This is a genomic window from Pseudoalteromonas sp. MelDa3 (assembly GCF_002863625.1).
Classification (GTDB): domain Bacteria; phylum Pseudomonadota; class Gammaproteobacteria; order Enterobacterales; family Alteromonadaceae; genus Pseudoalteromonas; species Pseudoalteromonas arctica.
The window spans coordinates 1-21,475 of the sequence record NZ_PJBR01000014.1; the positions used below are offsets into that span (position 1 = coordinate 1).

A 21,475-nucleotide genomic window follows, 5' to 3' on the forward strand; every position below is an offset into this window, starting at 1 on the left:
ATACCAATCTGCTTATATATGGGGTCTATTTAACGTTAAGAAAATTACGCTAGAACTAGGCAAAAGTTTTTGTATCTAGTTGTTCTAAATAAAAAATTTTTAACGAAGTTATAGTGCAATTTAATTCGTTAAATTGATCAAAGATTTATGCAGGTTGGTATAACTTTGGGAAACACAAAAAAGCAGCATTTAAGTAAACTTAAGTGCTGCCAAAGGGATGTTAAATAACGTTTGCTGTACTAATTGTGTTTAAAGCTAAATAACTGGTAACCTTTAAGCTCTGGCACTTGCATTACTAATTGCTCTTCTTGTTTTGCAATATCAGCAAAGTTTTCACATAAAGAGTTAGCTCTCTCTTCAAGTGCGCTTGCATGTAGCTCTACTTTTTTTTCTATTTGTGCACCCATATTTTCCATGCGTTGTTCAAAGGCATCCATATCGCCGCCTGAACCAAGTAACTCAGAACCTAAAGCCACTAAAATACTGCCCATTGATTGCATTACTGCTGATTCAACCGCTGTTTCTATCTGCTGCTCAAATTGTTGTTCAAAGTTTTCGCCAAATTGATTAAAACTTTGTTGGCCCATTACAAATGTACCTTGCTGGTAAAATGTGTTTTCTACCTCAATTTTAATGTCGTCCATAAGCTCAGACATATTATCAAGACCGTCAATATTAAATGCATTGCCTACTTCTTCTAATGCCACACCGGCAATTTTAACACCCTCTAACGCTATGTTAGCTACTTCAGGTAATTGAGTGCGTAAGCTGTCAGAGTACTTATTCAGTGCTTCGCGTTGTGAGCTATTAAGCGCTACAAGCTCGCCATTTACGGTTAAGTCACCATGGGCATTAAATTGCATAGTTTTATTATTGGCAGTAAAAATTTCTAATTCGTTTGGTTTAATACGTACATCGTTTTTAAATTCGACGTTACATTCATCGTTACTAAATGAAATTGTAGAATCGTTGTCGTTATGAGCCATAGCGGCTGGCGTACAAATTAATGCGCTAACTAATAGTAATTTTTTCATGTTTGTTCTCTACTTTTTGTTGATGACGATTAATTAATAACAAGTTTGATGCCAGTTTTATTTTTTCATAAAAAACAATTGATTAAGTGTTTTTCTTTATTTTTCAGCAAGTCAAAATAATTAATAAATAGCTATTTTTTAGTCAAATTGGCTAACTAATAAAAATTAATAAATTTTATTTATCGATACGATAAAAAACTCTCACTTTCCTCAATTCAAATTTAGCGCTATTTATTCACATTACTGACATGAAGACTATTTACAGTAGTCGCGTGGCTTTATTTTGATGTTAATTTGCAGAGCACTTTGGCATTAAACATTTTTAATTTTACCGGCTATTGCGATAATAAAATCCTTGGTTGGTCTCAAACACTTTATGGAGTGGGTTGTGGGTAAGACATTTAGTTACGATGCGCTAGATGACGATTTTGTTGAAGACGAGTACGAAATGCTCGGACGTAATCAACACGATAAGAACAAGCAAAAGGTTAAAAAGAAGTTGGAAGACTACCTTGAGCAAAAACGCTTGCGTAAAAATCTAGGCGAAGACGATTTAAGCGATTACACCGATTAAATTTCACTAGTATAAATAAAATACCAATTAATATTGAGAGTTTAAATGTGCAGTTATGCGTATGTTTAAGTTTCAATAGTATTGGCAATAAAGAGGCCTTGCGCCTCTTTATTACTTTTTAAAGCGTACTTTTAGCCTGTGCTAATGCTTTTTGAATTGTAAGTTCTAGCTTTTCGGGCTTAGTAAAAGGTGCATAACGTTTAATTGGCGTACCATCTGCAGCAATTAAAAACTTAGTAAAATTCCACTTTATTTTACGTGTTAAAAAACCAGGTAAAGCCGATTTCAAGTGACGAAATACAGGATGTGCATGCTCACCGTTTACATCTACTTTGGCCGCCATTAAAAAACTCACACCAAAATTAATTAAGCACCCTTGCTCTATTTGTGTAGCGTCTCCGGGTTCTTGCTGACCAAATTGATTGCACGGAAATCCCAGAATAACTAAACCTTGGCTGGCATACTTATTGTGCAAAGCTTGCAGTGACTCGTACTGGTAGGTAAATCCACATTTACTTGCGGTATTAACAATAAGCACAACCTTCCCTTCAAAATCATTAAAGTTGATAGGTTGACCCTGCAAGCTTGTTGCGCTTAATTGATGGAATTTGTGCATATTGGCGTCTTTTTATTGTTGTTAGCCGTATTTTAACCTGAGTACAATATTTCATAAAGTATAAAGATCGCACTAATTTAAAATTAGAAATAGCCCCATACCGGCAAGCGTAGTGTAATAAATATTATGTGTTTTGTAGGCAACAATAATGGCGACTATTGCTGCGCTTAAATAAGGATTTTGCCAGTTTAAGTTAATGCCATCTTCATTCAAAAGCACGATAGGCACCCAAATTGCTGTAAGCACTGCCGGTGCACTAAAGCTTAAAAATTGCTGCATTTTAGGGCCTACTTTAAACGGCAAAGCACGGTGTAAAAACAAATAACGCGTAAAAAATGTAATGCACGCCATGAGTAAAATAGTCGTCATCATGGCGTTACTTCCTTTTTAGTGGTTAGTCTTGCAGTGCTGTAACCTGCGGCCATTGCCAGCAGCGCTGAGCAAACAAGCCATAACTCAAATCCTGTGCTTTTTAAAAGCGTTGCGGTAATGCCTGCTACAATTACCGTAACGAGTGAGGCCAAATTTTTAATGCCCGGAATAACCAAAGCTATAAACGTGGCAGCAATGGCAAAGTCGAGCCCTAAATTAGTTAAATCGGGCAGCATTGTGCCTGCTACAATGCCAATTAACGTCCAAATATTCCATGCAATATAAAAGCTAAAACCAGCGCTCAATGCGTATATTAAACGTGTTTTTGTTCTGTATGCTTTTCTATGGTGAGAAAATGCAAATAGCTCATCGGTTAATACAAAACTTACTGGTAAGCGCCAACGCATAGGTTGGTCAATTACCTTATGACGCACAGCTAAACCGTATAAAAAGTGCCGAGAGCTAATAATAAATGTTGTGAATAAAATTGTGAGCAATGGTGTGTTGCCCGCTATAAGTTCAATCGCAACAAGCTGTGCAGAGCCTGCAAAGACTAATAACGACATTGCTTGGGTTTCTAGTGCACTAAAGCCATTTTGAATCGCTAAAGAACCACATAAAATGCCCCAAGGAACAACAGCTAAACACAGTGGTAGCATATCTAAAAAGCCTTTTAAAATAGCTTTTTTAACTGGTTGCATGATATTTACTCGCACGGCTTGTAGAATGGCTCATAAGGATACCTTAATATTATGATGTTAAAGTAGTTAACGAATTAGATAATACTGTTTTTTTAAGGATAGGCGCAATGACGACGTTAAAAGTGTGGGATGGGTTTATTAGATGCTTTCATTGGTTTTTGGTTGTAAGTATTGCGGTGCTTTATTTTAGTATTGAAGAGGGCATGATTGAGCTTCATTTTGTTGCTGGGTTCTTTACTTTAGCACTCATCGTAACGCGTTTAATATGGGGCATTATCGGAAGTAAAACCGCGAGATTAAGTGGGTTGCTGCACTCTCCTCGTGCTATTTTAAAGGCACTAAAGACACCAAGCGACTCGCTAGGTCATTCAGCACCTGGCAGTTGTATGGTAATAGTATTTTTTATAATTATAATTACGCAGCTTATTACCGGGTTAATGAGTAGTGATGGCATTTTAACTGACGGCCCGCTTGCTCAATATGTGTCTAGCGATACGATTGATTTTGCAAATTGGCTACATGAGCTGAATTTTGACATTTTACTTTATGCTATTGGTCTACATGTATTAGCTATTATTGTTTATAGAATAAAAGGTAAGCCGCTAGTTAAGGCGATGATCACAGGCTCAAAAGAGTTAAAAGCGGATGACTCTGAGGCTAAAGTAACAAAAGCGTCTTGGCCTGCGTGGCTAATATTTATATCTTTATTGGTGTTGCTGATATTTACGTGGGCAAAAGAACCTTTAACTTATTTATTTAGTTAAAAACACATTAAACCAATCTTAAAGGGTTGGTTTTTATTTTTGGTTACATTCTTTTGTTTGATTGTTATGCGAGGCCGAATTATAATCGCCGCATTGCTGGCAAACTAATCGAAAGATTAGGGCGCAAAGTTTCCGGTCTAAGGCTTTTTATAAAGCTATGGTAGCGGGACTACTGCATAACGTGTTGTTATGTATCACTTGCCCTCAGTGTATTTTTTGTGTATCCATAGTGTATGGATAAGATTTTGTAACTCTTAAGGTGTTGCCGTGTTTATGCATACGTCGTTGGCCTGTGGAAAGTGGTCAACAATAGGTTGCTTAAATCATCATACCCAATTGTTTATTGGCGATGTGGTGAGTGTAACCTTTTATGACATGCAAGGAGAGCTAGTTAGTTTATCATTTGATTACAAAATCACCTCGCTTGAACAAGGTGAACCTCACGCATGGCCACGTTTAGTTGCCGAGCATATTAACGTGCATGTACCCCTTGTTAGCGCAGGTAAAATGACCGAACAAGGTTTAATTGTAGCCTATAGAAACAATGAAATTTTTGCTTTGCAAAGCAGTGGTATATGTAAAGCGCATGTCGATTTTCATTGTATTGCAAAATGCGATGAGCGTGTTGTTAATAACCTTGATACTTATGATTACGTGTACCCTGAAAATTGTGAAAACTATAATGCGGGTACAAAGGTATTACAGCCAAAAACAGGGTATGTTTATCAATGTAGGCCTTGGCCATTTAATGAGTTTTGCCGCGCGAGTAACGATAAAAAGTTTATGTTCGAGCCCGGTGTTGGACAAAGTTGGGCTATGGCTTGGCAGCAAATATAAGGCTGTTAGTGAATTATCTTCCCAAAGGTATAGCTGTTTTAGTGATGAAGCGTTTACCGTTTTAGCCCATCCAACTATTGGATGGGCTTTTTTATTTTTATGATAAACTGTAAATCACGTTATTTTTTTAATTGGTTTTGTTGTGTCTCGTCCTGACTATTCTTTAAGTTTATTACCTAATTTCCCGATTGCTAAACAGCAAGCCCATACATTAAGTACTCATAATAAAATACGCACTGATAATTACTATTGGATGCGTGATGACGATCGTCAGGATGAGCAAGTACTTGCTCATTTACATGCTGAAAATGCATATTGCGATGAACAGTTAGCTGCAATGAAGCCACTTCAAAATACACTTTTTGAAGAGTTAAAAGCACGCATTGTAAAAGACGATAACTCGGTACCCGTTAAAGACGGGAAATACTGGTATCACTCAGAAGTTCGTGGTGATGATGAGTACTCTCGCCATTATAGAAGCACGAGCATAAAGGCTGATAATAAAGAGCTTTTACTCGATGTGAATATATTAGCTGAGGGATTTGAGTTTTTTGAGCTAGGAGAAGTCGCACTAAGCCCATGCGAGCAGCTTATGGCTTACTCTGAAGATACTGAAGGGCGTCGTATTTATAATGTTCGCTTTAAAAGCTTAGCGACCGGTGAAATGCTACCTGATGTACTTGAAAATACAGAAGGGCAGGTTGTTTGGGCTAACGACAATAAAACAGTTTTTTATGTAAAAAAAGATTTAAAAACGCTACTAGGATACCAAGTATTTAGGCATGAGCTTGGCAGCGAGCAAAGCCAAGACGTAATGGTTTACGAAGAGCAAGACAGCAGCTTTTTTATGGGGCTTGGTAAAAGCCGCGACGAAGGCTTAATTATTATTGATTTAGCATCGACAGAGACCAACGATACATGGGTGCTTGATGCTAATAAGCCCACTGACGAATTTAAAGCATTAATGCCGCGTGAAGATGGCCACGAGTTTGACGTAGATAAGCTAGGTGACACATTTTATATTGTGACCAACTGGCAAGCTAAAAACTTTAGATTAATGACGGCAACAAACGAAACGATTGCTGATAAAACACAATGGTTTGAGCATACAGCTCACAGAGAAAATGTACTGCTTGAAGGTGTAGAGTTATTTAATGACTTTTTAGTATTGAGTGAACGCGAGCAAGGGCAAGCTCGATTTGTAGTTGTTAATAGGCTAGGGGATCGTATGGCACTTGAGTTTGCCGATCCTTGTTATTATGCTGCAATAGCAATGAACCCAGAGCCAGACACACGCACTGCGCGTATTTATTACTCAAGTTTAACCACACCAGGCTCTTTATATGATGTTGATTTAGCAACTGGCGAAAAAACACTACTTAAACAGCAAAAAGTACTCGGTAGTTTTAATGCCGATGACTATCAGTCGGAGCGATTAATGGTAACTGCTCGCGACGGAGTTAAAGTACCTGTATCTGTTGTTTATCGAAAAGACAGCTTTAAAAAAGATGGCACAAATCCGTTATTTCAATACGGCTATGGCGCCTATGGTTATACGATTGATCCTAGTTTTTCTAGTTCGTCACTGAGCTTACTCGATCGTGGCTTTGTTTATGTTATTGCGCATGTTCGAGGCTCTGAAATGCTAGGTCGCGAATGGTATGAGCAAGGTAAAAAAGAGCATAAACAAAATAGCTTTAGTGACTTTATTGATGTGACAAAAGCGCTTGTTGATCAAGGTTATTGTGATAGCAATAAGGTGTTTGCCTCAGGTGGCAGTGCCGGAGGCCTATTAATGGGGGCGGTTGTAAACCAGGCACCCGAGTTATATTGCGGTGTTGGCTGCCATGTACCATTTTTAGACGTATTAACCACAATGCTTGATGAGAGTATTCCGCTCACAACAAATGAATACGATGAATGGGGTAATCCAAATGAGCCTCAATTTTATGATGTAATTGAAGCTTACTCACCTTATGACAATATTAGCGCACAAAACTACCCGAACATACTCGTTACTACCGGTCTTCATGACTCACAAGTACAGTATTGGGAGCCTATGAAGTGGGTTGCAAAAATGCGTGAACTTAAAACAGACAGTAATATTTTAGTATTTAAAACCGATATGGATGCAGGTCATGGCGGTGCATCAGGTCGTTTTAAAAGCTTAGAAGAAAAAGCCCTCGAAATGGCCTTTTTTATTGCGCTGTTAAATTAACTGCAAAATCGGAAAATTGTATTACTCTATATATAGAAGTTGATATATATAAGGTAATTTATGTTTGGAGCACATGGCGAATTTCAGATTTGTTCACAGCCCCCTCATATGTATTTAAAATTGAAGGGGAGCTTTAACAATGAAGGTATAACATCATTAACTAATGGTGTTATTCAAGAATTGAGCACTCACCCTGAAAATACGATTAAGTTTGTGATTGTTAACTTAAAAGAGTTTGAACTGTTAACTTTAGATAGTCTTGATTCGTTAGAGGCCTATTTTGCGGGTGTAAAAGAACGTGGCTATCAACGAGTTGACTATATAAACATTAATATCATAGCTAAAAACATGTTTGAAAAAGTATGGAAAAATAGCGATGTAGAAGTTAATTTTTATAAAGATACCGAAAGCTATTTATTAGTGCATCCAAGTGATAGTTATATAAAACAGAACTGGTAATTAATATGAGTATTATAAACCGCTACTGAAGAGGGCTTATAATACTCTCTAAACACCCTTTATAGCGCCTTGAAAGGTTTAAGCACATATCGTTTTTAAGTCTGACTTTATAATCGCCACTGTCAGTAGGCATCAGTTCGCAGATAGCTTGTTTTCTTACCAGCGTTGAGCGATGAATACGAATAAACCCTTCTGGCTCTAGCTGCTGTTCAATATTTTTCATGGTTTCGCGGTGTAATACCGGTGTACTACCTTGGGTAAAATGCAGCTCTACATAATTGCCCGCACCATTAATCCAAATAATATCTTTTATATCAATTAGCCTTACCTTACCCACATCTTTAACTACGATATGTGATGATGGTTTTTCGGTTTGTGTGCTTTGTTGATATTGACGTTCGGCCGCGCTTGCAATCGGGCAAAGGTGAATCAGTTTATCAAAGCATTTATCGATACGTGGTGCAGTTGAATCTACTATTAAAAAATCAACAGCGCCAACTTCAAAAGCAAAACTCGCAAAATGACCCGACTGGGCAATAATGACTAACTTAAGCTTTTTAGCGAGCTCCGTTAAATGCACTATTTGCATAGGGTCTGCCAGATTAGTTAGTTCGTAAAACAGTACGTTGTATTGATCTGTATCTATCTGATCTAATCTGTTTGCCTGAATAAAAGATTGAGATTCAAAGTGTCGGTGCTCTTGCACGCGCTTTGTTAAAAATGTTGCAAACTTAGTGTTACTAACAAAAGTTAATGCATGAAAAGAAGCGACCATTATTTTATATCTCTTGCTGTATATAATAATAAAGACCGTGCTTAGCGGAAAAACTGTTATGAAAAGTACAATATATTTATAAAATAATTGTGACGTACTAATTCGTCCCATCAAACTAGCTATTCATACCAAAGATTACGCCTAATAAATAACGTACGTAGAGTGTTTAAATAAATCCCCTTACTGTAATCCGCGAAGTAACTATTTAGTTACAAAAATAACAATTCAGGGGAATTATATGACATTAACTAACAAAGGTAGCGCGCGATTATTTAAAAAATCGTCGTTAACAGTTGCGCTAAGCAGCGCGATACTTGCAAGCATTTCATTTCAAGGTGTGGCTGCAGAAGATGACGAAATTACTAAAATAGAACGTGTACAAGTTACAGGCTCTCGCATTCGTTCAGCTGAGGCGATGTCATCAGCGCCTATTCAAGTTGTAGATAGCACAGCAATCGACGCATCTGGTTCATTAAATATTCAAGATTTACTACTAGATAATCCAGCATTTGGTTCACCGGCAATCAGTCGTACTAACTCAAACTTTAGTACAGCTAGTGCAGGTGTTGCGACTGTAGATTTACGTAATTTAGGTTCTAACCGTACATTGGTATTAGTTAACGGTCGTCGTTATGTATCAGGTGTACCAGGTAGCTCTGCTGTCGATTTAAACACTATTCCGAGCCAATTTATTGAACGTGTTGAAATTATGACAGGTGGTGCTTCATCTGTTTATGGCTCTGACGCTGTTGCTGGTGTAGTTAACTTTGTTTTAAAAGATGACTTTGAAGGCGTTGAGTTTGATGGTCAGTACGGTGAATCGAGTGAAGGTGATGATGAGTCACGCCAATTTAACTTTACCTCAGGCTTATCAAGCTCAGATGGTAAAGGACACGCAATGTTTCATCTTGGTTACTCTGATCAAGGCGCTGTTTTCTCACGTGACCGTGATCGCTCAGCGGTAGACCAATTTTCAGGTATTTTCTTCGAAGATGATCCAGTAGCAAATCCAGGTTCTGTATTTGATGCAGTAAGCCCGTTTTTATCTTCATTTCCACCACAAGGTCGTTTTAGCGCTGGGGATGAAACATTTACGTTTAATGATGCAAACAACCTACAAAACTCATTTAGTACTAATGGCGGCGATGGCGTAGCTGCAAATGGTTTTAACCGAAGCGGTGTACGTACAATAGCAATACCTACAGAGCGTTACTTATTCGCCTCAAATGGTAGCTACGAGTTAAGCGACAAGCATAGCTTTTTTTATGAAGGCACTTACGCTGCAACAACAACCGTTTCTGAATTAGAGCCATTTCCTTTTGCCTCTGACGACATTTATGCAAATGGCCAGGTACCAATTGAATTTAATGTAAATGGTGAGCTTTTACGTAACGCGTTTGTTCCAGACGATATATATAACGCAGCAACCGATACCGACGGTGATGGCGCACGAGATATCTTCTTTGCAAAACGTTTAAGTGATATCGGTAATCGTGGAGCACGAGCAGAGCGTGATACATTCCGTTTAGCACTTGGTTTTCAAGGTGAAATAGCCGATGGTTGGTTTTACGATACTTACTATGTATACGGTAAAACAAAAGAGCAACAAGTTTCAGGCGGTCTAGTTAATGTACAAAGCTTCCGTCAAGGTTTAGAAGCTGTGATCGATAGCCAAGATTTAGATGGTGATGGTATTACTGATGAGGCTATCTGTATCGATGCGACAGCACGTGGCTTTAATTGTGCACCAGTAGACATTTATGGTTTTAATTCGTTATCGCAAGGTGCTATTGATTTTGTAAGTGCACCTAGCTCACTTTCAACGTCGGTTGAGCAAGAAATCATTGGTGGTAATATTTCAGGTGATTTATTTGATTTACCAGCAGGTACGGTAGGTATTGCAGCTGGTTTTGAATACCGCGAAGAATTTTCACGCAGTGAATTTGATGCACTACAGCAAGCAGGTCTTAATGCGGGTAATGCAATCCCAGCAACAGAAGGCTCGTTTGATGTAACTGAGTATTATGTAGAAGCAAATATCCCAGTACTTGATTCTGTAACGATGAATGCAGCAGTTCGTTTATCTGATTATTCAACTGTAGGTAGCACTGAAAGTTGGAATGTGGGTGTTGATTGGGAAGTAATGGATAGCTTACGTTTACGTGCTACTCGTGCTCGTTCAACACGGGCTCCAAATATCGATGAACTATTTTCTCCGCCTTCACAAACTTTCCCAAGTGGTTTAAACGATCCATGTTTAGGTGTTACTAATAGTGGCGGTGGTGCTGCTGGCGATGCTTGTAGAACAGATGGTGGTGTTACAACTAATATCGCTTCAAATGGTGAGTTCACGCTTAACCAGTCTGACTTACAAGGCATTAGTGGCTTTAACCGTGGTAACCAAGATTTAAAAGAAGAAGTTGGTGACTCTGTAACAGTAGGTTTAGTATTTACACCAGAAAACCTAATATCAGGACTAGATATTACGCTTGATTACTTTGATATCGAAATTACAGATGCAATCGTATCAACACCTCGTCAGTTTATTCTTGACCAATGTTATGGCGGCGGCGATACAAGCTTTTGTGACTTTGTAACTCGTCGTAGTGCGCCATCAGGTAATAATAGTGCTGGTTCACTAGAATTTATCGACAGTGGTGTATCTAACAGTGGTGGTTTAGGTACAGAAGGTGTTGATTTAACACTAACGTACTCTGCTGATATTGGTCCGGGTGCGTTTAGAACTCGCCTTGCTTATACTTACCTAATCGATGGTTATAGCATTCCACTTCCAGGCGCTGATAAAGATGAGTTTGCTGGAGAAATTGGTGCATCAGAGCATAAAGCTAACTGGAACTTTGGTTATAAACTTAACGACTTTGATTTTAACTGGAGCTTAACTTACATTGGCGCTGCAGACTTTGATGATCAATTCTTAAGTGGTTTTGGTATTGCTCCAGGTGGAGTAGGGATTGGTTCAGTAACGTATCATGATGTTCAAGCAAGTTACCATATCAGCGATTCAACAGAGCTTTACGCTGGTGCAAGTAACTTATTTGATAAAGAGCCACCACGCATTTTATCGGGTGTGAGCGGTTCAAGTACTGGTACTGAAACTGATGCTGGTACGTACGACCCAATTGGTCAATCATTCTACATAGGTTTTAGAAGTAAATTCTAACCAACAATAACGACACTAATATAGTTACTTAATTAGTAACGTTCACAAAGCCTCAGTATTGCTGGGGCTTTTTCATGGGGAAAAATAATGTAGTAGTAATGCTTATACATTGTTTATCCCAATATATGAGCATTGTGCCCACTTAAACCAAAAACAACGCCACTGGTAACAGGGGCGTTGTTTAGTATTGGGAGGAGACTAATATAGTAACCGAATCGCTTGATTATTTAACGATTTATCCCTATTTGTGGCCCTCTTCATTGAGGGCTTTTTTTTGCTAGTTTAGTCTAAGTAAGCCTTTAGCATCCAAACCAATTTTTCTTGCTCTGAGATGTAATCGCTCATTAGTGAGGCTGTACCTTCATCGTCTGCATCACCAGCTTGGCTTAAAATATCACGCTGCATGTGAATTAATGTGCTGTAACCAGCAAGTAGGTTTTCTACGGCTGTAACGCCATCACTAATACCTTTAGCTTCTTTGATTTTACTTACTTCAAGGTAATCAGAAAATGCATGTAGAGGTGCGCCATCTAACGTTAAAATACGTTCTGCAACTTCATCTACTTTAAGAAGTAGTAAGTTATAAATCTCTTCAAACTTAACGTGTAGTTCAAAAAAGTTACGGCCTTTAATATTCCAGTGAAAGCCACGCGCGTTCATGTATTGAATCTGGTAGCTACTCAATAATGTATTGAGTGACTTTATGATGTCTTCGCTTTTTGCGCTGTTTAGACCAATTGCGTTTACATGTGACATAACTTGCTCCTGAATAACCGTTTGTTTGTGAACTTGTGATAAGTATTACTAATTTCGATAAATTAGTAAAATCGTTTAAATGTATCTAGTTAATAGTTTTAACCTATTAGCTGTTTTTGATACCTATATTCACTTTAGACTATTAATAGAAGTGGGTCTGATTAATAAAAATACTACCCCTCAAAAGTAAATAAACCTCAAAAGTATATAAATCATGATCTAAAACAAACTTTATTCAAGGTAATAACTTAGCTATTTTTTTATTGATGCAGGTCAAAAATCATCCACCCTAACGGCGCATAATAATGTTGTCGAAATAATTAGGAGAGATAACATGCATGCAAAAACAGCGAAACAAAATAAAGCAGAGTTAATAGTGGTAGGAATTGCAGTCATCGCATTTGTACTTGGGTTAGTAGCGCACTTAGCGGGTGCAAGCTTTGCGAACTCAGATTTTTTTGGCTACATTGCGGCGCCGATTCCGCTTATATTGGCAGTGGTATTTTTAATTAGTTATAAAATAGCAGCCAATGCTGAGGATTAATCTTTCTCGTTTAAGCACTTTAAAATGTAATCGAGTACTTGGCGCGAATAAATCATACTGGTATGGCTTAAATGAAACACTTTATGTTCGGCCATACCTTTAAGTTTGGTTTCATCTAGTAATACAGTGCCATCTGACCGGCTACCTTTAACTATTAAGGGCATAAGCCCAATAGGTAAATCGCCCGCAATACTGTAAAGCTTAGCTTTAAAAGGCCAATTACCATTTTTAGTGAGTAAAAATTCAACACTATTTTTTAAAAATGATTCAAACCCTTTTTGTTTCATTTTTTGCGCTATATGGCTGCCTTTATGTGGAGTACCCAGTGTAATTACCTTCGTAACATTCTGGCTAGCAGGGGAGTTTGCCTCTAGGTAAGCACGTGCAATAAGCCCTCCCATTGAGTGGCATACAAGCGCTGCAGGTTCGTTAGAAATACACTCATCAATTTGTGCAAATATGGTATCGCGGTGAGGGTCGAGCGTATTATAGGTAATGTTTAATACCGTCATCCCCGATTCTTCAAGTCGTGAACAAAGTGGGCGCATAACAAAGCCAGACATATACAAGCCATGTAAAACAATAACGTGTTTAACTTTCATATGCTCCCTAATACCAATTTTATTAAAAACATGATCATTCTAGCGTATTAAATAATCCGCTACCTGCGTTAAAAATTATTTATATAGAACAACTATATGTCATAATTTTCGCCTTGTTATCGACTTATTTATTTGTCGCTATAATAGATAACTAATTTAATGCAATTGGTATAACTACCGTAATTACATTGATTGCAGCGGTTTTATTTCAATATTGGTTGTATCGGTATTTACCCATACTTCACCATCTTGAATGGTAATGGCGAGCTTAATTCCACGATCAACCAAAGCAGCAAGTGCTTGTGTTGCTGCATAATCAAGGCTAAAAATACTTAGATTTTTAAATTCATACAATTTAGGTTGGTGTTTTTGCCACCAAATTGCTTGATTGTTTTCACCATAAGTATATAGCACCACTTTTTTAGATTTATTACAGGCTTTTTTAAGGCGTTTTTCATCTGGTAAGCCAAGTTCAATCCACAGCTCTATCTCTTCACTATAGCTTACATGCCAAAGTTCAGGCTCATCATCAGCGCTTAATCCTTTAGTAAATTCTAAACCATCACAGCTATTGAGTGCAAAAGCGAGTAAGCGAATCATCAACCGCTGATCGGTTTCTGATGGGTGTTGAGCCAAGGTTAAATTAAAATCTTGATAAACGTGGCGGTCCATATCGCTAAGCGATAACTGCACTTTCATAATGGTGGATTTAAGAGCCATAACAACTAATCTGAAAAAATTTGCGTCAGTATAGCGCAATTAAATGAATTGCCAGTTAAAATAGCGGTTAATTATACGTTAGGAGTTAAAAATGGCTATCCAGTGGTTCCCTGGGCATATGAATAAAGCCCGCAATGAAATTAAAGAAATAATGCCACAAATGGATGTGATCATTGAAGTGCTTGATGCGCGCATTCCCTACAGTAGTGAAAACCCGATGGTGGCAACCTTACGTGAAGGTAAGCCGGTCATCAAAATTTTGAACAAAGCTGATTTAGCTGATCCTAAAATGACTCAAATCTGGAAAGATTATTTTGAGCAAGAAAACGGTGTTAAAGCGATTTCTTTTGGACATGATAAAGCAGCTGAAGTAAGTCGTATAAATGAGCTTTGTAAAAAGTTAGTGCCGCATAAAGTGGGTGCAGATAAGCAAATTAAAGCCATGATAATGGGTATTCCTAACGTGGGTAAATCTACGTTAATTAATGTACTGGCTGGACGCATAGTTGCAAAAACAGGTAATGAACCTGCGGTAACCAAAGCACAACAACGCATTAAGCTTGAAGACGGTATTATGCTTTACGATACGCCAGGTATGTTGTGGCCAAAAGTAGAGAATGAAAACTCAGGTTATCGCTTAGGCGCTACCGGTGCCATTCGTGATACGGCGCTTGAGTATGAAGAAGTAGCAAGTTATACAGCTGAGTACTTATTGCGTGCATACCCTGAGCTTTTAAAAGCGCGTTATAAAATAGACGAATTACCAGAAAGTGATTGGGAATTTGTTGAAATGGCAGGTAAAAAACGCGGCTGTATTCGTGGTGGTAATCAAATAGACACATATAAAATGTCTGAAATACTAATCAACGAATTACGCGACGGTATTATTGGCCGTATTACTATGGAAACTCCGCAAATGCGTGAGGAAGAAGAAGTAATGGTTGCTGGTTTACGCGCCGCTGCAGAAGCTAAAAAAGCAGCTAAAGAAGAAGAAAAGCTTCAACGCCGAGCGCGAGCTCGTAAAAACCGTCGTTAATATTTAACCAGAGTTCAGGTTATTTAATTAAAGAGATTTAGTTTTACTAAATTACAGACATAAAAAAAGCCCGTAAGGGCTTTTTTAGTTTCATATCTACCGTCACCGATATGAGCAATGTAGCAAGTAAAATAGTAGGGCGGTTACTCATCATCAACATCAAGGGGCGTTGCGGTTCATAACAAGTAACCATAGCTGTTTACGTGCGCCACACGTTGTTTCAGGGTCGAGAAACAAATCAATTCATTCCTTAACAAGTGGTATGCAATCCGTCTTGTTGATATTGATTATCAGTTAGATCTAACTATCTGTCAACACCTAAATGCAAATAATTCTTATTATTGCGGCGCTTGTTTTTTATGCATATATAAATCGGCTAGTTAGCACTGCCATTTCATAAAAATGCTTATCTTGGTTGAATAATTTGATATGAATTTTTATTATAAAAGTATTGATCTTTCAAAGTTAAAATAAATTCAAGCTAGGAATGATTTTATCGCCTTCCAAGACAGCTACTGCTTTGATATCAAATCAAATAGTCTCTTGTAAAATCTTAGCCCCCGAAGATCAACAGCCACTAACGCACTTTATTTGCTGTTATACGTAAATTAATCTGCTCCACTAGTACTTTATCCTGCTTGTTTAGACGCCCTACAATGAGCAAGAAATCACTACCGTCAGTTTTTATTACTTTAATGCTTGTGTTATCAAGTTTGGTTTTACCGTAGGTGGTTTCTATTTTTTCTATGTCTTTAAAGTGACTAAGATCCGATTCAAGCCTGCCGTCATCGTTTTTGTAGTAACTAAAAATATAGTTCTCGGTTATTCCGTTACCGTCTTCTCGGTAATCAAATACTGCATCGCTATAAAAATAAAGTATTTCTTCGTTTTCAGGTGATAGGCGATTACGTTTTAAAAAGTGTACTTGGTAAGACCATAAACTATCGCCTTTTATAATTGCGGCATTGGGTAAAATATTTATTTCTTGAAGTACGCCTAAAAATAATAGAGGTGCAAACGCAAGCGAGATTAAATACTGTCTAATTCGCCAGTACGAGTTGTAATGTAGGGCTTCTTTACTTGTATCGGTTTGTTCAATGTAACTAACTAGAGGCAACCATAAAAATGGCATTATACAAATCACTATGGTTGCGTATTCGTCCATTCGATAAGCAAAGGCGCTGGCAAGTACCATTAGCCAGAGTGTTAAGGCAGTCCAGTTAGGCATTACTCTATTTTTGTTTAACTGTTGTTGGCTGTGCTCTGCAAGTGCGAGATACAAAGGGTAATACCATAAAAATGCAAATATACCTCGAGCAATAGGCATAATACTTGAGTTATCGCGCTCTTTAATGGCTTTAAAGTTACGATAACTCCAGTAGTTAACAAATATGCCTAAACTTAAAATACTGTAAATAATAAACTTACTTACAGATACTGCATAAAATGGACTATCTTCAAATTTCACTTTTTTTGCTGACTCTAATCGCCAATCGGCGAAAAAGAATATGAGTACTAAAATATAGCCAGCCAACACATATTTAAGCCAACTATAACCAAAGCTATCTAGCACATCAGCTGTTGTTTGAGGCGTTTCGGTCGTTTCCGCGTATTTTAGAATAGGGTAATGGGTTGCTGATATTAACTTTTTACGCTGTGCTAAATAATCATCTATTTGAGCGGCTTTAATATGATCTTGTTTTGCGTAATAGTCATAACTCAGTGTTAAAACGTTATAATTAAATTCAGTAGTTGTTTTTAGGTTGAAGTAGTCGTTATCAATTTCTTCTTGATCGCTATCAAATCCCCAACCTTTTTCTGCAAAATGCAGTTTTATTGTGGTGTTAATTATATTGGGGTAGCCAAAGTAGAGTGGGTCGGTGCGATTTACCTGCTTTGGTTCGTAAACGCTATTTTGTATTTCATTCGCGTAAAAACTAGCTTCGTAGCCTTCGTCTGTTTTTTCCCAAAATTCACTAATTAAATACGATTCTTTGGTTATTAGTTTACCCGTTTGTTCTTGTTCACTAATAGTCATTGCTTCATTGATTGATAGACCATTTAAAAAGCCTTGGTAATACTCGAAGTAAGATTTAGCAACGCTATTTAGACCACTGCTGGCTATATTGCTTCTTCGGTTAATCGCTTCAAATTCAGCATAAGTGTACTGGGTTTCAAAACGTGATGGCTCAGATACTTTTTCAGCAATAAAAAAGTTATCTTCTACAGATACATTTGTATGTACAGGTTTTTGCGCCATTGAAGTTAAAGTGGTTTCACCTTTATCAATAATTAGGGCATAGCCATAATCAGGCTGTGCTAAATATTCGAGAGTACCTCGTTGGTAGCTAACCGTAGGATCGAGCCAGTAGCGTTTTCCGTTTTGTTTAAGCGTAACAATTACGTGATTAAATACACTTGCAGAAGGTGGAAGTTCTTTTAAACGTTTGGTTTCCTCTGTATCAACTAGCGCAGGGAAGGCCTCTATATCCATCGCTTTTAATAACGAAATAAGCAGTACTGTTTTATCTTTACAATCGCCGTATCGTAGCGAAAGCGTTTCTGAAGCTGACGTTGGTTGATGCGAGTTAGTGCCCATTTCAAGCCCTAAATATCGAACTTCGTCTTGGCTAAAGCGCAGTGCTGCTGCAATTTTGTCTGATGTTTTTGTGTGTTTTGCTTTTATTTCTTCAGCTACATCCAAAATGCTGTTTGGGGTTTCTATGGCTGATTGATAAAGTGGATATGCCCAGTTAACTACCTGACCCCAATCGTCAAACTCAGAAAAGTAAACTTGTGTATATGGGTCGTACCACGTTGGGGTTTGAGAATTTTGCTCGAGTAAGGGTTCTTCAAAAAGAGTTATAGAATAATCTTTGCCATATTCGTTAAGCGTTTCTTGAATATCAGCTGCGCCGTTTATTGTATTAATATGTAAAGGCGTTTGTTTACCCCAAAGTACACGCATATTTTGTTGCACTACAGGTACCGACCAGTTAAGCGTGCGTCTTGTACTAAATTTATTAGCATATATAGGGTTGCTACCTGTCACTGTGTAGCTGTAATCGAGTATGTCGCCACTGCGCATATCATCAATAATAATGTTGAGTGATAAGCTACCATTATAAATACGATCAGCTAATTCAGATTCACCTTGTATAACCGTCATTCTCGCGCTACCGAGCTTATCAATGCGCTCATTATTTCTAATAATCGTTAAGCTGTTTAGTGTTAGCGACTCGTAACTTGGATCAAAATCAAGATTAAGCTGGCTTATATAATCAACACCACTTTGATTTAAAGCTTTCATAACCAAACGCGTATAGCGTTGCTGTTTTTGTCTGCTCGGTATATAGGATTGGTTATCGAGTAACAAATAAAGTGTGCCGTCACGTACCTTGGTTATGTCGGAATGCTTGGGTTGCTCAATAATATGTGTATTAACCCAATTAGCTGGTTTATCTATTTTATATTGCTGCGCAAAAATATTATGAGAGAAAATTAATAAGGTAAGTGCAATTAGCCAAGAGCTGAGTCGAAGGAAGTTCCATTTCATTGTAGGGTCTTATAGTCGTTTTTATAAATACTATTGAAGGAATAATGTACCAAATTTAGGCTTTTTTGACAATGAGATGTTAACAAATTCATTGTGGAGCAGTTAATTAATAGTATATAAATAAACTGCTATGTAAGTGCGAAACGCTTAACCCCCCCCTCAAATGTTCCTAAAATGATTTTTTAGTTGTATTGCTAAATCATAATTAGCTAAGCCTACTTTATTGTGGGCTTTGTTAGAGCTGCAAAAATCCTATCTATTTATTCGTACGGTAATCATTCAAACCTTTAAAAGTGTTTATAAATCAAAATATAACAGTAACTTTTTTTGCTCTTTTTGTTCATGAACTTTATGAGCAAAAAGCACATAACGATCATCAATGCACCTTACCTTCTAAATATTTAGTTAATTTCACGTTAACAATAAGCTGCGAGTTAGATAGCAGTTTGTCGTCGCTTATCTACCTGACAATAAATACATACACAAGCGTGGAGAAAATAATGAAAGCAAGTAACACACAACTCGCTTTGGCAGTTGCTGCTGCATTAGCAAGTACATCCGTTTTAGCCGATAACGATACGCAAAAACTACAAGAGCAATTAGATGCGTTACAAAAAGAAGTAAGTGCATTAAAAACAACCAGTGGTTTTAATTTAGAGTTTGGTGGACGAGTTCAGCTCGACTACAACTATTTTGATGGTGCTTACAATGCTGATAACGAGGGCTCTGGCGGGAGCGATTTTTTCCCTCGTCGTATTCGTACTTACGTTGAAAGTGAGCACGGAAATTGGGATCACAAGTTGTTACTCGAGTTTGCCGAAGGCACTGCTGAAATAGTGATGGCGCGTGTTCGTTATGCGTTTGATAACGGACTTAAAGTTAAAGCAGGTAAAATTCGCGAAGATATATCGCTAAATGCATTAACCAGTTCAAAGCACATTAATACAATTGAGCGTAGTTCGCTTGCCAATACTTTCTCCCCATTTTTTCGTTGGGGCGCTTCTGCCTATCAATATTTTAAAGACTCTGGCTTTCGTTACGCGATAGGCGTTTATAAAAATGATGCATTTGGTGCAACAGGTAGCGATGAAAACGATAAGCTTACTCTTGCTATTACTGGGCGTGCTACATGGTCGAGTACATCACCTGGCGATGTAATTCATTTAGGCGTGTGGCATTCATATCGCGATATGGGTGGCAATGAATTAGGCGCACGTTTTGCGCGTGGTGAAGTGCGCGAGACTAATACTCGCCTTGTTGATTATGCTGCTGGTGGTGTAACAAGCCCACTTGATAGTTTATCGCAAACCGGTCTTGAGTTTGCTTATCAGGCGGATTCTTTAACACTTGAGGCTGAATATGCAAGCCGCTCACTTGATGCCGCTAATAGTGCTGATTTTTTAGATGGCGAGCGCTTTGATGGTTTTCATGTATCGGCAAGTTACTTTTTAGGTGGAGAACAGCGCCAATACAAAGCGAGCTCTGCATTATTTGTACAACCTAAAAATATTAAAGATGCATGGGAGTTGGTGGCACGTGTTTCAGAAGTAGATGCTACAAGTAGCTTACAAGGCACAAAAGCGACAACTTATACATTAGGTACATCTTATTACGTAAGTAGTGATATTAAGTTTATGGGTAATCTAATTTACAGCGATGTAGAAGGTGCCGGTACTACTGCGCTGGTTGGCGACGAAGACTCTGGTATGGGCTTTAGTGCACGTATGCAGTATTTATTTTAAAGGGACACACAATGAAATTATTTAAATCATTACAAACGACCATACTTGCAGCATCATTAGTACTTAGCAGCCCAATGGCAATGGCCGACACTCACTTTTTAATCCCTGGCGGACCTGGTGGTGGTTGGGATACAACAGCCCGTGGTATAGGCGAAGGTTTAGTTAAGTCAGGCATTGAAAATAATGCATCTTTTCAAAATATGTCTGGTGGTGGAGGCGGTCGTGCTATTGCGTATTTAATTGAGTCGGGCACTAAAAAGGGCGATATTTTAATGGTTAACTCAACGCCTATCGTATTGCGCGCGTTAAGTGGCCGAATTCCTTATAGCTATCGCGATTTAACACCTGTAGCCAGTATGATTGCAGATTATGGCGCGTTTGTAGTGCGTAACGATTCTCCATTTAAAACTTGGGAGGATGTTATTAAATCAATAAAAGAAGATCCAAGTTCGGTAAAAGTAGCGGGCGGTTCTGCTCGCGGCAGTATGGATCACTTAGTGGCGGCTCAAGCAGTTAAAGCTGCGGGTATAGATGGTCGACGCCTACGTTATATTCCTTACGATGCAGGCGGTAAAGCTAAGGCTGGGTTGCTTTCAGGCGAAGTGAATTTACTTTCTACTGGCTTAAGTGAAGCGCTTGAAGTAGCTAACGGTGGTCAAGCACGTATTTTAGCGGTTACATCGGGTGAGCCCTTACCTGATTACCCAAAAATACCCACACTTAAGTCACTAGGTTACGATATGGAATTTGTTAATTGGCGTGGTCTTTTTGCTGCGCCTAATTTACCCGCTGAAAAGTTAGCACAGTACACAAAAAAACTACGTGAGTTGCAAAGTACACCTGAGTGGGAAGCTGTACGAGCTCGTAACGGTTGGCTAAATCTTTTTCAAGAAAAAGATGAGTTTATTAAGTCACTAGAAGCACAAGAAGTGCAGCTTAGAGCTGTAATGGAAGAGCTTGGCTTTATCCGCACATTGCCGTAATCGAG

At 38.2% G+C, this 21,475-nt stretch carries 19 protein-coding genes and 1 riboswitch; of the genes, 10 read left to right on the forward strand and 9 right to left on the reverse strand.

Annotation, left to right across the window (positions count from 1 at the left end):
• Positions 1-239: 239 nt before the first annotated feature.
• The gene (locus CXF89_RS05020; RefSeq protein WP_101163145.1) at positions 240-1,034 is read right to left on the reverse strand and encodes a YggN family protein; all 795 of its coding nucleotides are present in this window, start codon (positions 1,032-1,034) and stop codon (positions 240-242) included.
• A 388-nt stretch (positions 1,035-1,422) separates the two neighbouring features.
• Here CXF89_RS05020 and CXF89_RS05025 point away from each other — a divergent pair, with 388 nt between their 5' ends.
• Positions 1,423-1,608, forward strand: a complete 186-nt coding sequence (locus tag CXF89_RS05025) for a PA3496 family putative envelope integrity protein (RefSeq protein WP_007579801.1) — start codon at positions 1,423-1,425, stop codon at positions 1,606-1,608.
• A gap of 118 nt (positions 1,609-1,726) precedes the next feature.
• Here CXF89_RS05025 and CXF89_RS05030 read toward each other — a convergent pair whose 3' ends face one another.
• The 3 genes from CXF89_RS05030 to CXF89_RS05040 form a co-directional block, all read right to left on the reverse strand.
• On the reverse strand, positions 1,727-2,224 hold the full coding sequence (locus tag CXF89_RS05030; RefSeq protein WP_010554845.1) for a glutathione peroxidase: 498 nt from the start codon (positions 2,222-2,224) through the stop codon (positions 1,727-1,729).
• Between the two features lie 72 nt (positions 2,225-2,296).
• A complete protein-coding gene (locus CXF89_RS05035; RefSeq protein ID WP_101163144.1) occupies positions 2,297-2,596 on the reverse strand; it encodes an AzlD domain-containing protein in 300 nt (99 codons plus the stop codon).
• Entirely contained in the window at positions 2,593-3,297 is a 705-nt protein-coding gene (locus CXF89_RS05040) for an AzlC family ABC transporter permease (RefSeq protein ID WP_101163143.1), read from the reverse strand. Before CXF89_RS05040 ends, CXF89_RS05035 begins: the two co-directional genes overlap by 4 nt.
• A 107-nt stretch (positions 3,298-3,404) precedes the next feature.
• Here CXF89_RS05040 and CXF89_RS05045 point away from each other — a divergent pair, with 107 nt between their 5' ends.
• The 4 genes from CXF89_RS05045 to CXF89_RS05060 all read left to right on the forward strand — a co-directional run bounded on the left by CXF89_RS05045 (position 3,405) and on the right by CXF89_RS05060 (position 7,575).
• Positions 3,405-4,061 (forward strand): cytochrome b/b6 domain-containing protein, encoded by a 657-nt coding sequence (locus CXF89_RS05045; protein WP_121953974.1) that lies wholly within the window; start codon positions 3,405-3,407, stop codon positions 4,059-4,061.
• Positions 4,062-4,149: 88 nt separating this feature from the next.
• A riboswitch (cyclic di-GMP riboswitch) is annotated at positions 4,150-4,238 on the forward strand.
• 96 nt (positions 4,239-4,334) lie between these two features.
• Entirely contained in the window at positions 4,335-4,898 is a 564-nt protein-coding gene (locus tag CXF89_RS05050) for a chitin-binding protein (RefSeq protein WP_121953990.1), read from the forward strand.
• 142 nt (positions 4,899-5,040) lie between these two features.
• A complete protein-coding gene (locus CXF89_RS05055) occupies positions 5,041-7,116 on the forward strand; it encodes a S9 family peptidase (protein ID WP_121953975.1) in 2,076 nt (691 codons plus the stop codon).
• A 60-nt stretch (positions 7,117-7,176) separates the two neighbouring features.
• The gene (locus CXF89_RS05060) at positions 7,177-7,575 is read left to right on the forward strand and encodes a hypothetical protein (protein ID WP_007579808.1); all 399 of its coding nucleotides are present in this window, start codon (positions 7,177-7,179) and stop codon (positions 7,573-7,575) included.
• A 22-nt stretch (positions 7,576-7,597) separates the two neighbouring features.
• Here CXF89_RS05060 and CXF89_RS05065 read toward each other — a convergent pair whose 3' ends face one another.
• The gene (locus CXF89_RS05065) at positions 7,598-8,350 is read right to left on the reverse strand and encodes a LytR/AlgR family response regulator transcription factor (protein ID WP_007579810.1); all 753 of its coding nucleotides are present in this window, start codon (positions 8,348-8,350) and stop codon (positions 7,598-7,600) included.
• Positions 8,351-8,588: 238 nt separating this feature from the next.
• Here CXF89_RS05065 and CXF89_RS05070 point away from each other — a divergent pair, with 238 nt between their 5' ends.
• Positions 8,589-11,531: a TonB-dependent receptor domain-containing protein gene (locus CXF89_RS05070; RefSeq protein ID WP_007579812.1), complete on the forward strand. Its 2,943-nt coding sequence runs from the start codon at positions 8,589-8,591 to the stop codon at positions 11,529-11,531.
• A 282-nt stretch (positions 11,532-11,813) separates the two neighbouring features.
• Here CXF89_RS05070 and CXF89_RS05075 read toward each other — a convergent pair whose 3' ends face one another.
• Entirely contained in the window at positions 11,814-12,287 is a 474-nt protein-coding gene (locus CXF89_RS05075) for a Dps family protein (RefSeq protein WP_004334993.1), read from the reverse strand.
• Between the two features lie 334 nt (positions 12,288-12,621).
• Between CXF89_RS05075 and CXF89_RS05080 the strand changes: the two genes are divergently transcribed.
• Entirely contained in the window at positions 12,622-12,831 is a 210-nt protein-coding gene (locus CXF89_RS05080) for a hypothetical protein (protein WP_007579816.1), read from the forward strand.
• Here CXF89_RS05080 and CXF89_RS05085 read toward each other — a convergent pair.
• Both CXF89_RS05085 and CXF89_RS05090 read right to left on the reverse strand, forming a co-directional pair.
• On the reverse strand, positions 12,828-13,433 hold the full coding sequence (locus CXF89_RS05085) for an alpha/beta fold hydrolase (protein WP_024609379.1): 606 nt from the start codon (positions 13,431-13,433) through the stop codon (positions 12,828-12,830). The genes CXF89_RS05080 and CXF89_RS05085 overlap by 4 nt on opposite strands.
• A 183-nt stretch (positions 13,434-13,616) precedes the next feature.
• Positions 13,617-14,153 (reverse strand): YaeQ family protein, encoded by a 537-nt coding sequence (locus CXF89_RS05090; RefSeq protein WP_121953976.1) that lies wholly within the window; start codon positions 14,151-14,153, stop codon positions 13,617-13,619.
• A 91-nt stretch (positions 14,154-14,244) separates the two neighbouring features.
• On the opposite strand from CXF89_RS05090, the gene ylqF reads away from it, so the two are divergent.
• Complete coding sequence (gene ylqF / locus CXF89_RS05095; RefSeq protein ID WP_024589485.1) at positions 14,245-15,189, forward strand: ribosome biogenesis GTPase YlqF; 945 nt, start codon at positions 14,245-14,247, stop codon at positions 15,187-15,189.
• A gap of 577 nt (positions 15,190-15,766) precedes the next feature.
• Here ylqF and CXF89_RS05100 read toward each other — a convergent pair.
• On the reverse strand, positions 15,767-18,745 hold the full coding sequence (locus CXF89_RS05100) for a DUF3857 domain-containing transglutaminase family protein (protein WP_121953977.1): 2,979 nt from the start codon (positions 18,743-18,745) through the stop codon (positions 15,767-15,769).
• Between the two features lie 500 nt (positions 18,746-19,245).
• On the opposite strand from CXF89_RS05100, the gene CXF89_RS05105 reads away from it, so the two are divergent.
• On the forward strand, positions 19,246-20,487 hold the full coding sequence (locus CXF89_RS05105) for an OprO/OprP family phosphate-selective porin (protein WP_121953978.1): 1,242 nt from the start codon (positions 19,246-19,248) through the stop codon (positions 20,485-20,487).
• An 11-nt stretch (positions 20,488-20,498) separates the two neighbouring features.
• Entirely contained in the window at positions 20,499-21,470 is a 972-nt protein-coding gene (locus CXF89_RS05110; RefSeq protein WP_008136527.1) for a Bug family tripartite tricarboxylate transporter substrate binding protein, read from the forward strand.
• Positions 21,471-21,475 lie beyond the last annotated feature (5 nt).

Coding starts and splice junctions, on each gene's coding strand:
- CXF89_RS05020 (WP_101163145.1), bottom strand. CDS start 1,034: ATGAAAAAATTACTATTAGTTAGCGCATTAATTTGTACGCCAGCCGCT.
- CXF89_RS05030 (WP_010554845.1), bottom strand. CDS start 2,224: ATGCACAAATTCCATCAATTAAGCGCAACAAGCTTGCAGGGTCAACCT.
- CXF89_RS05035 (WP_101163144.1), bottom strand. CDS start 2,596: ATGATGACGACTATTTTACTCATGGCGTGCATTACATTTTTTACGCGT.
- CXF89_RS05040 (WP_101163143.1), bottom strand. CDS start 3,297: ATGCAACCAGTTAAAAAAGCTATTTTAAAAGGCTTTTTAGATATGCTA.
- CXF89_RS05045 (WP_121953974.1), top strand. CDS start 3,405: ATGACGACGTTAAAAGTGTGGGATGGGTTTATTAGATGCTTTCATTGG.
- CXF89_RS05050 (WP_121953990.1), top strand. CDS start 4,335: ATGCATACGTCGTTGGCCTGTGGAAAGTGGTCAACAATAGGTTGCTTA.
- CXF89_RS05060 (WP_007579808.1), top strand. CDS start 7,177: ATGTTTGGAGCACATGGCGAATTTCAGATTTGTTCACAGCCCCCTCAT.
- CXF89_RS05065 (WP_007579810.1), bottom strand. CDS start 8,350: ATGGTCGCTTCTTTTCATGCATTAACTTTTGTTAGTAACACTAAGTTT.
- CXF89_RS05070 (WP_007579812.1), top strand. CDS start 8,589: ATGACATTAACTAACAAAGGTAGCGCGCGATTATTTAAAAAATCGTCG.
- CXF89_RS05075 (WP_004334993.1), bottom strand. CDS start 12,287: ATGTCACATGTAAACGCAATTGGTCTAAACAGCGCAAAAAGCGAAGAC.
- CXF89_RS05080 (WP_007579816.1), top strand. CDS start 12,622: ATGCATGCAAAAACAGCGAAACAAAATAAAGCAGAGTTAATAGTGGTA.
- CXF89_RS05085 (WP_024609379.1), bottom strand. CDS start 13,433: ATGAAAGTTAAACACGTTATTGTTTTACATGGCTTGTATATGTCTGGC.
- CXF89_RS05090 (WP_121953976.1), bottom strand. CDS start 14,153: ATGGCTCTTAAATCCACCATTATGAAAGTGCAGTTATCGCTTAGCGAT.
- ylqF (WP_024589485.1), top strand. CDS start 14,245: ATGGCTATCCAGTGGTTCCCTGGGCATATGAATAAAGCCCGCAATGAA.
- CXF89_RS05100 (WP_121953977.1), bottom strand. CDS start 18,745: ATGAAATGGAACTTCCTTCGACTCAGCTCTTGGCTAATTGCACTTACC.
- CXF89_RS05105 (WP_121953978.1), top strand. CDS start 19,246: ATGAAAGCAAGTAACACACAACTCGCTTTGGCAGTTGCTGCTGCATTA.
- CXF89_RS05110 (WP_008136527.1), top strand. CDS start 20,499: ATGAAATTATTTAAATCATTACAAACGACCATACTTGCAGCATCATTA.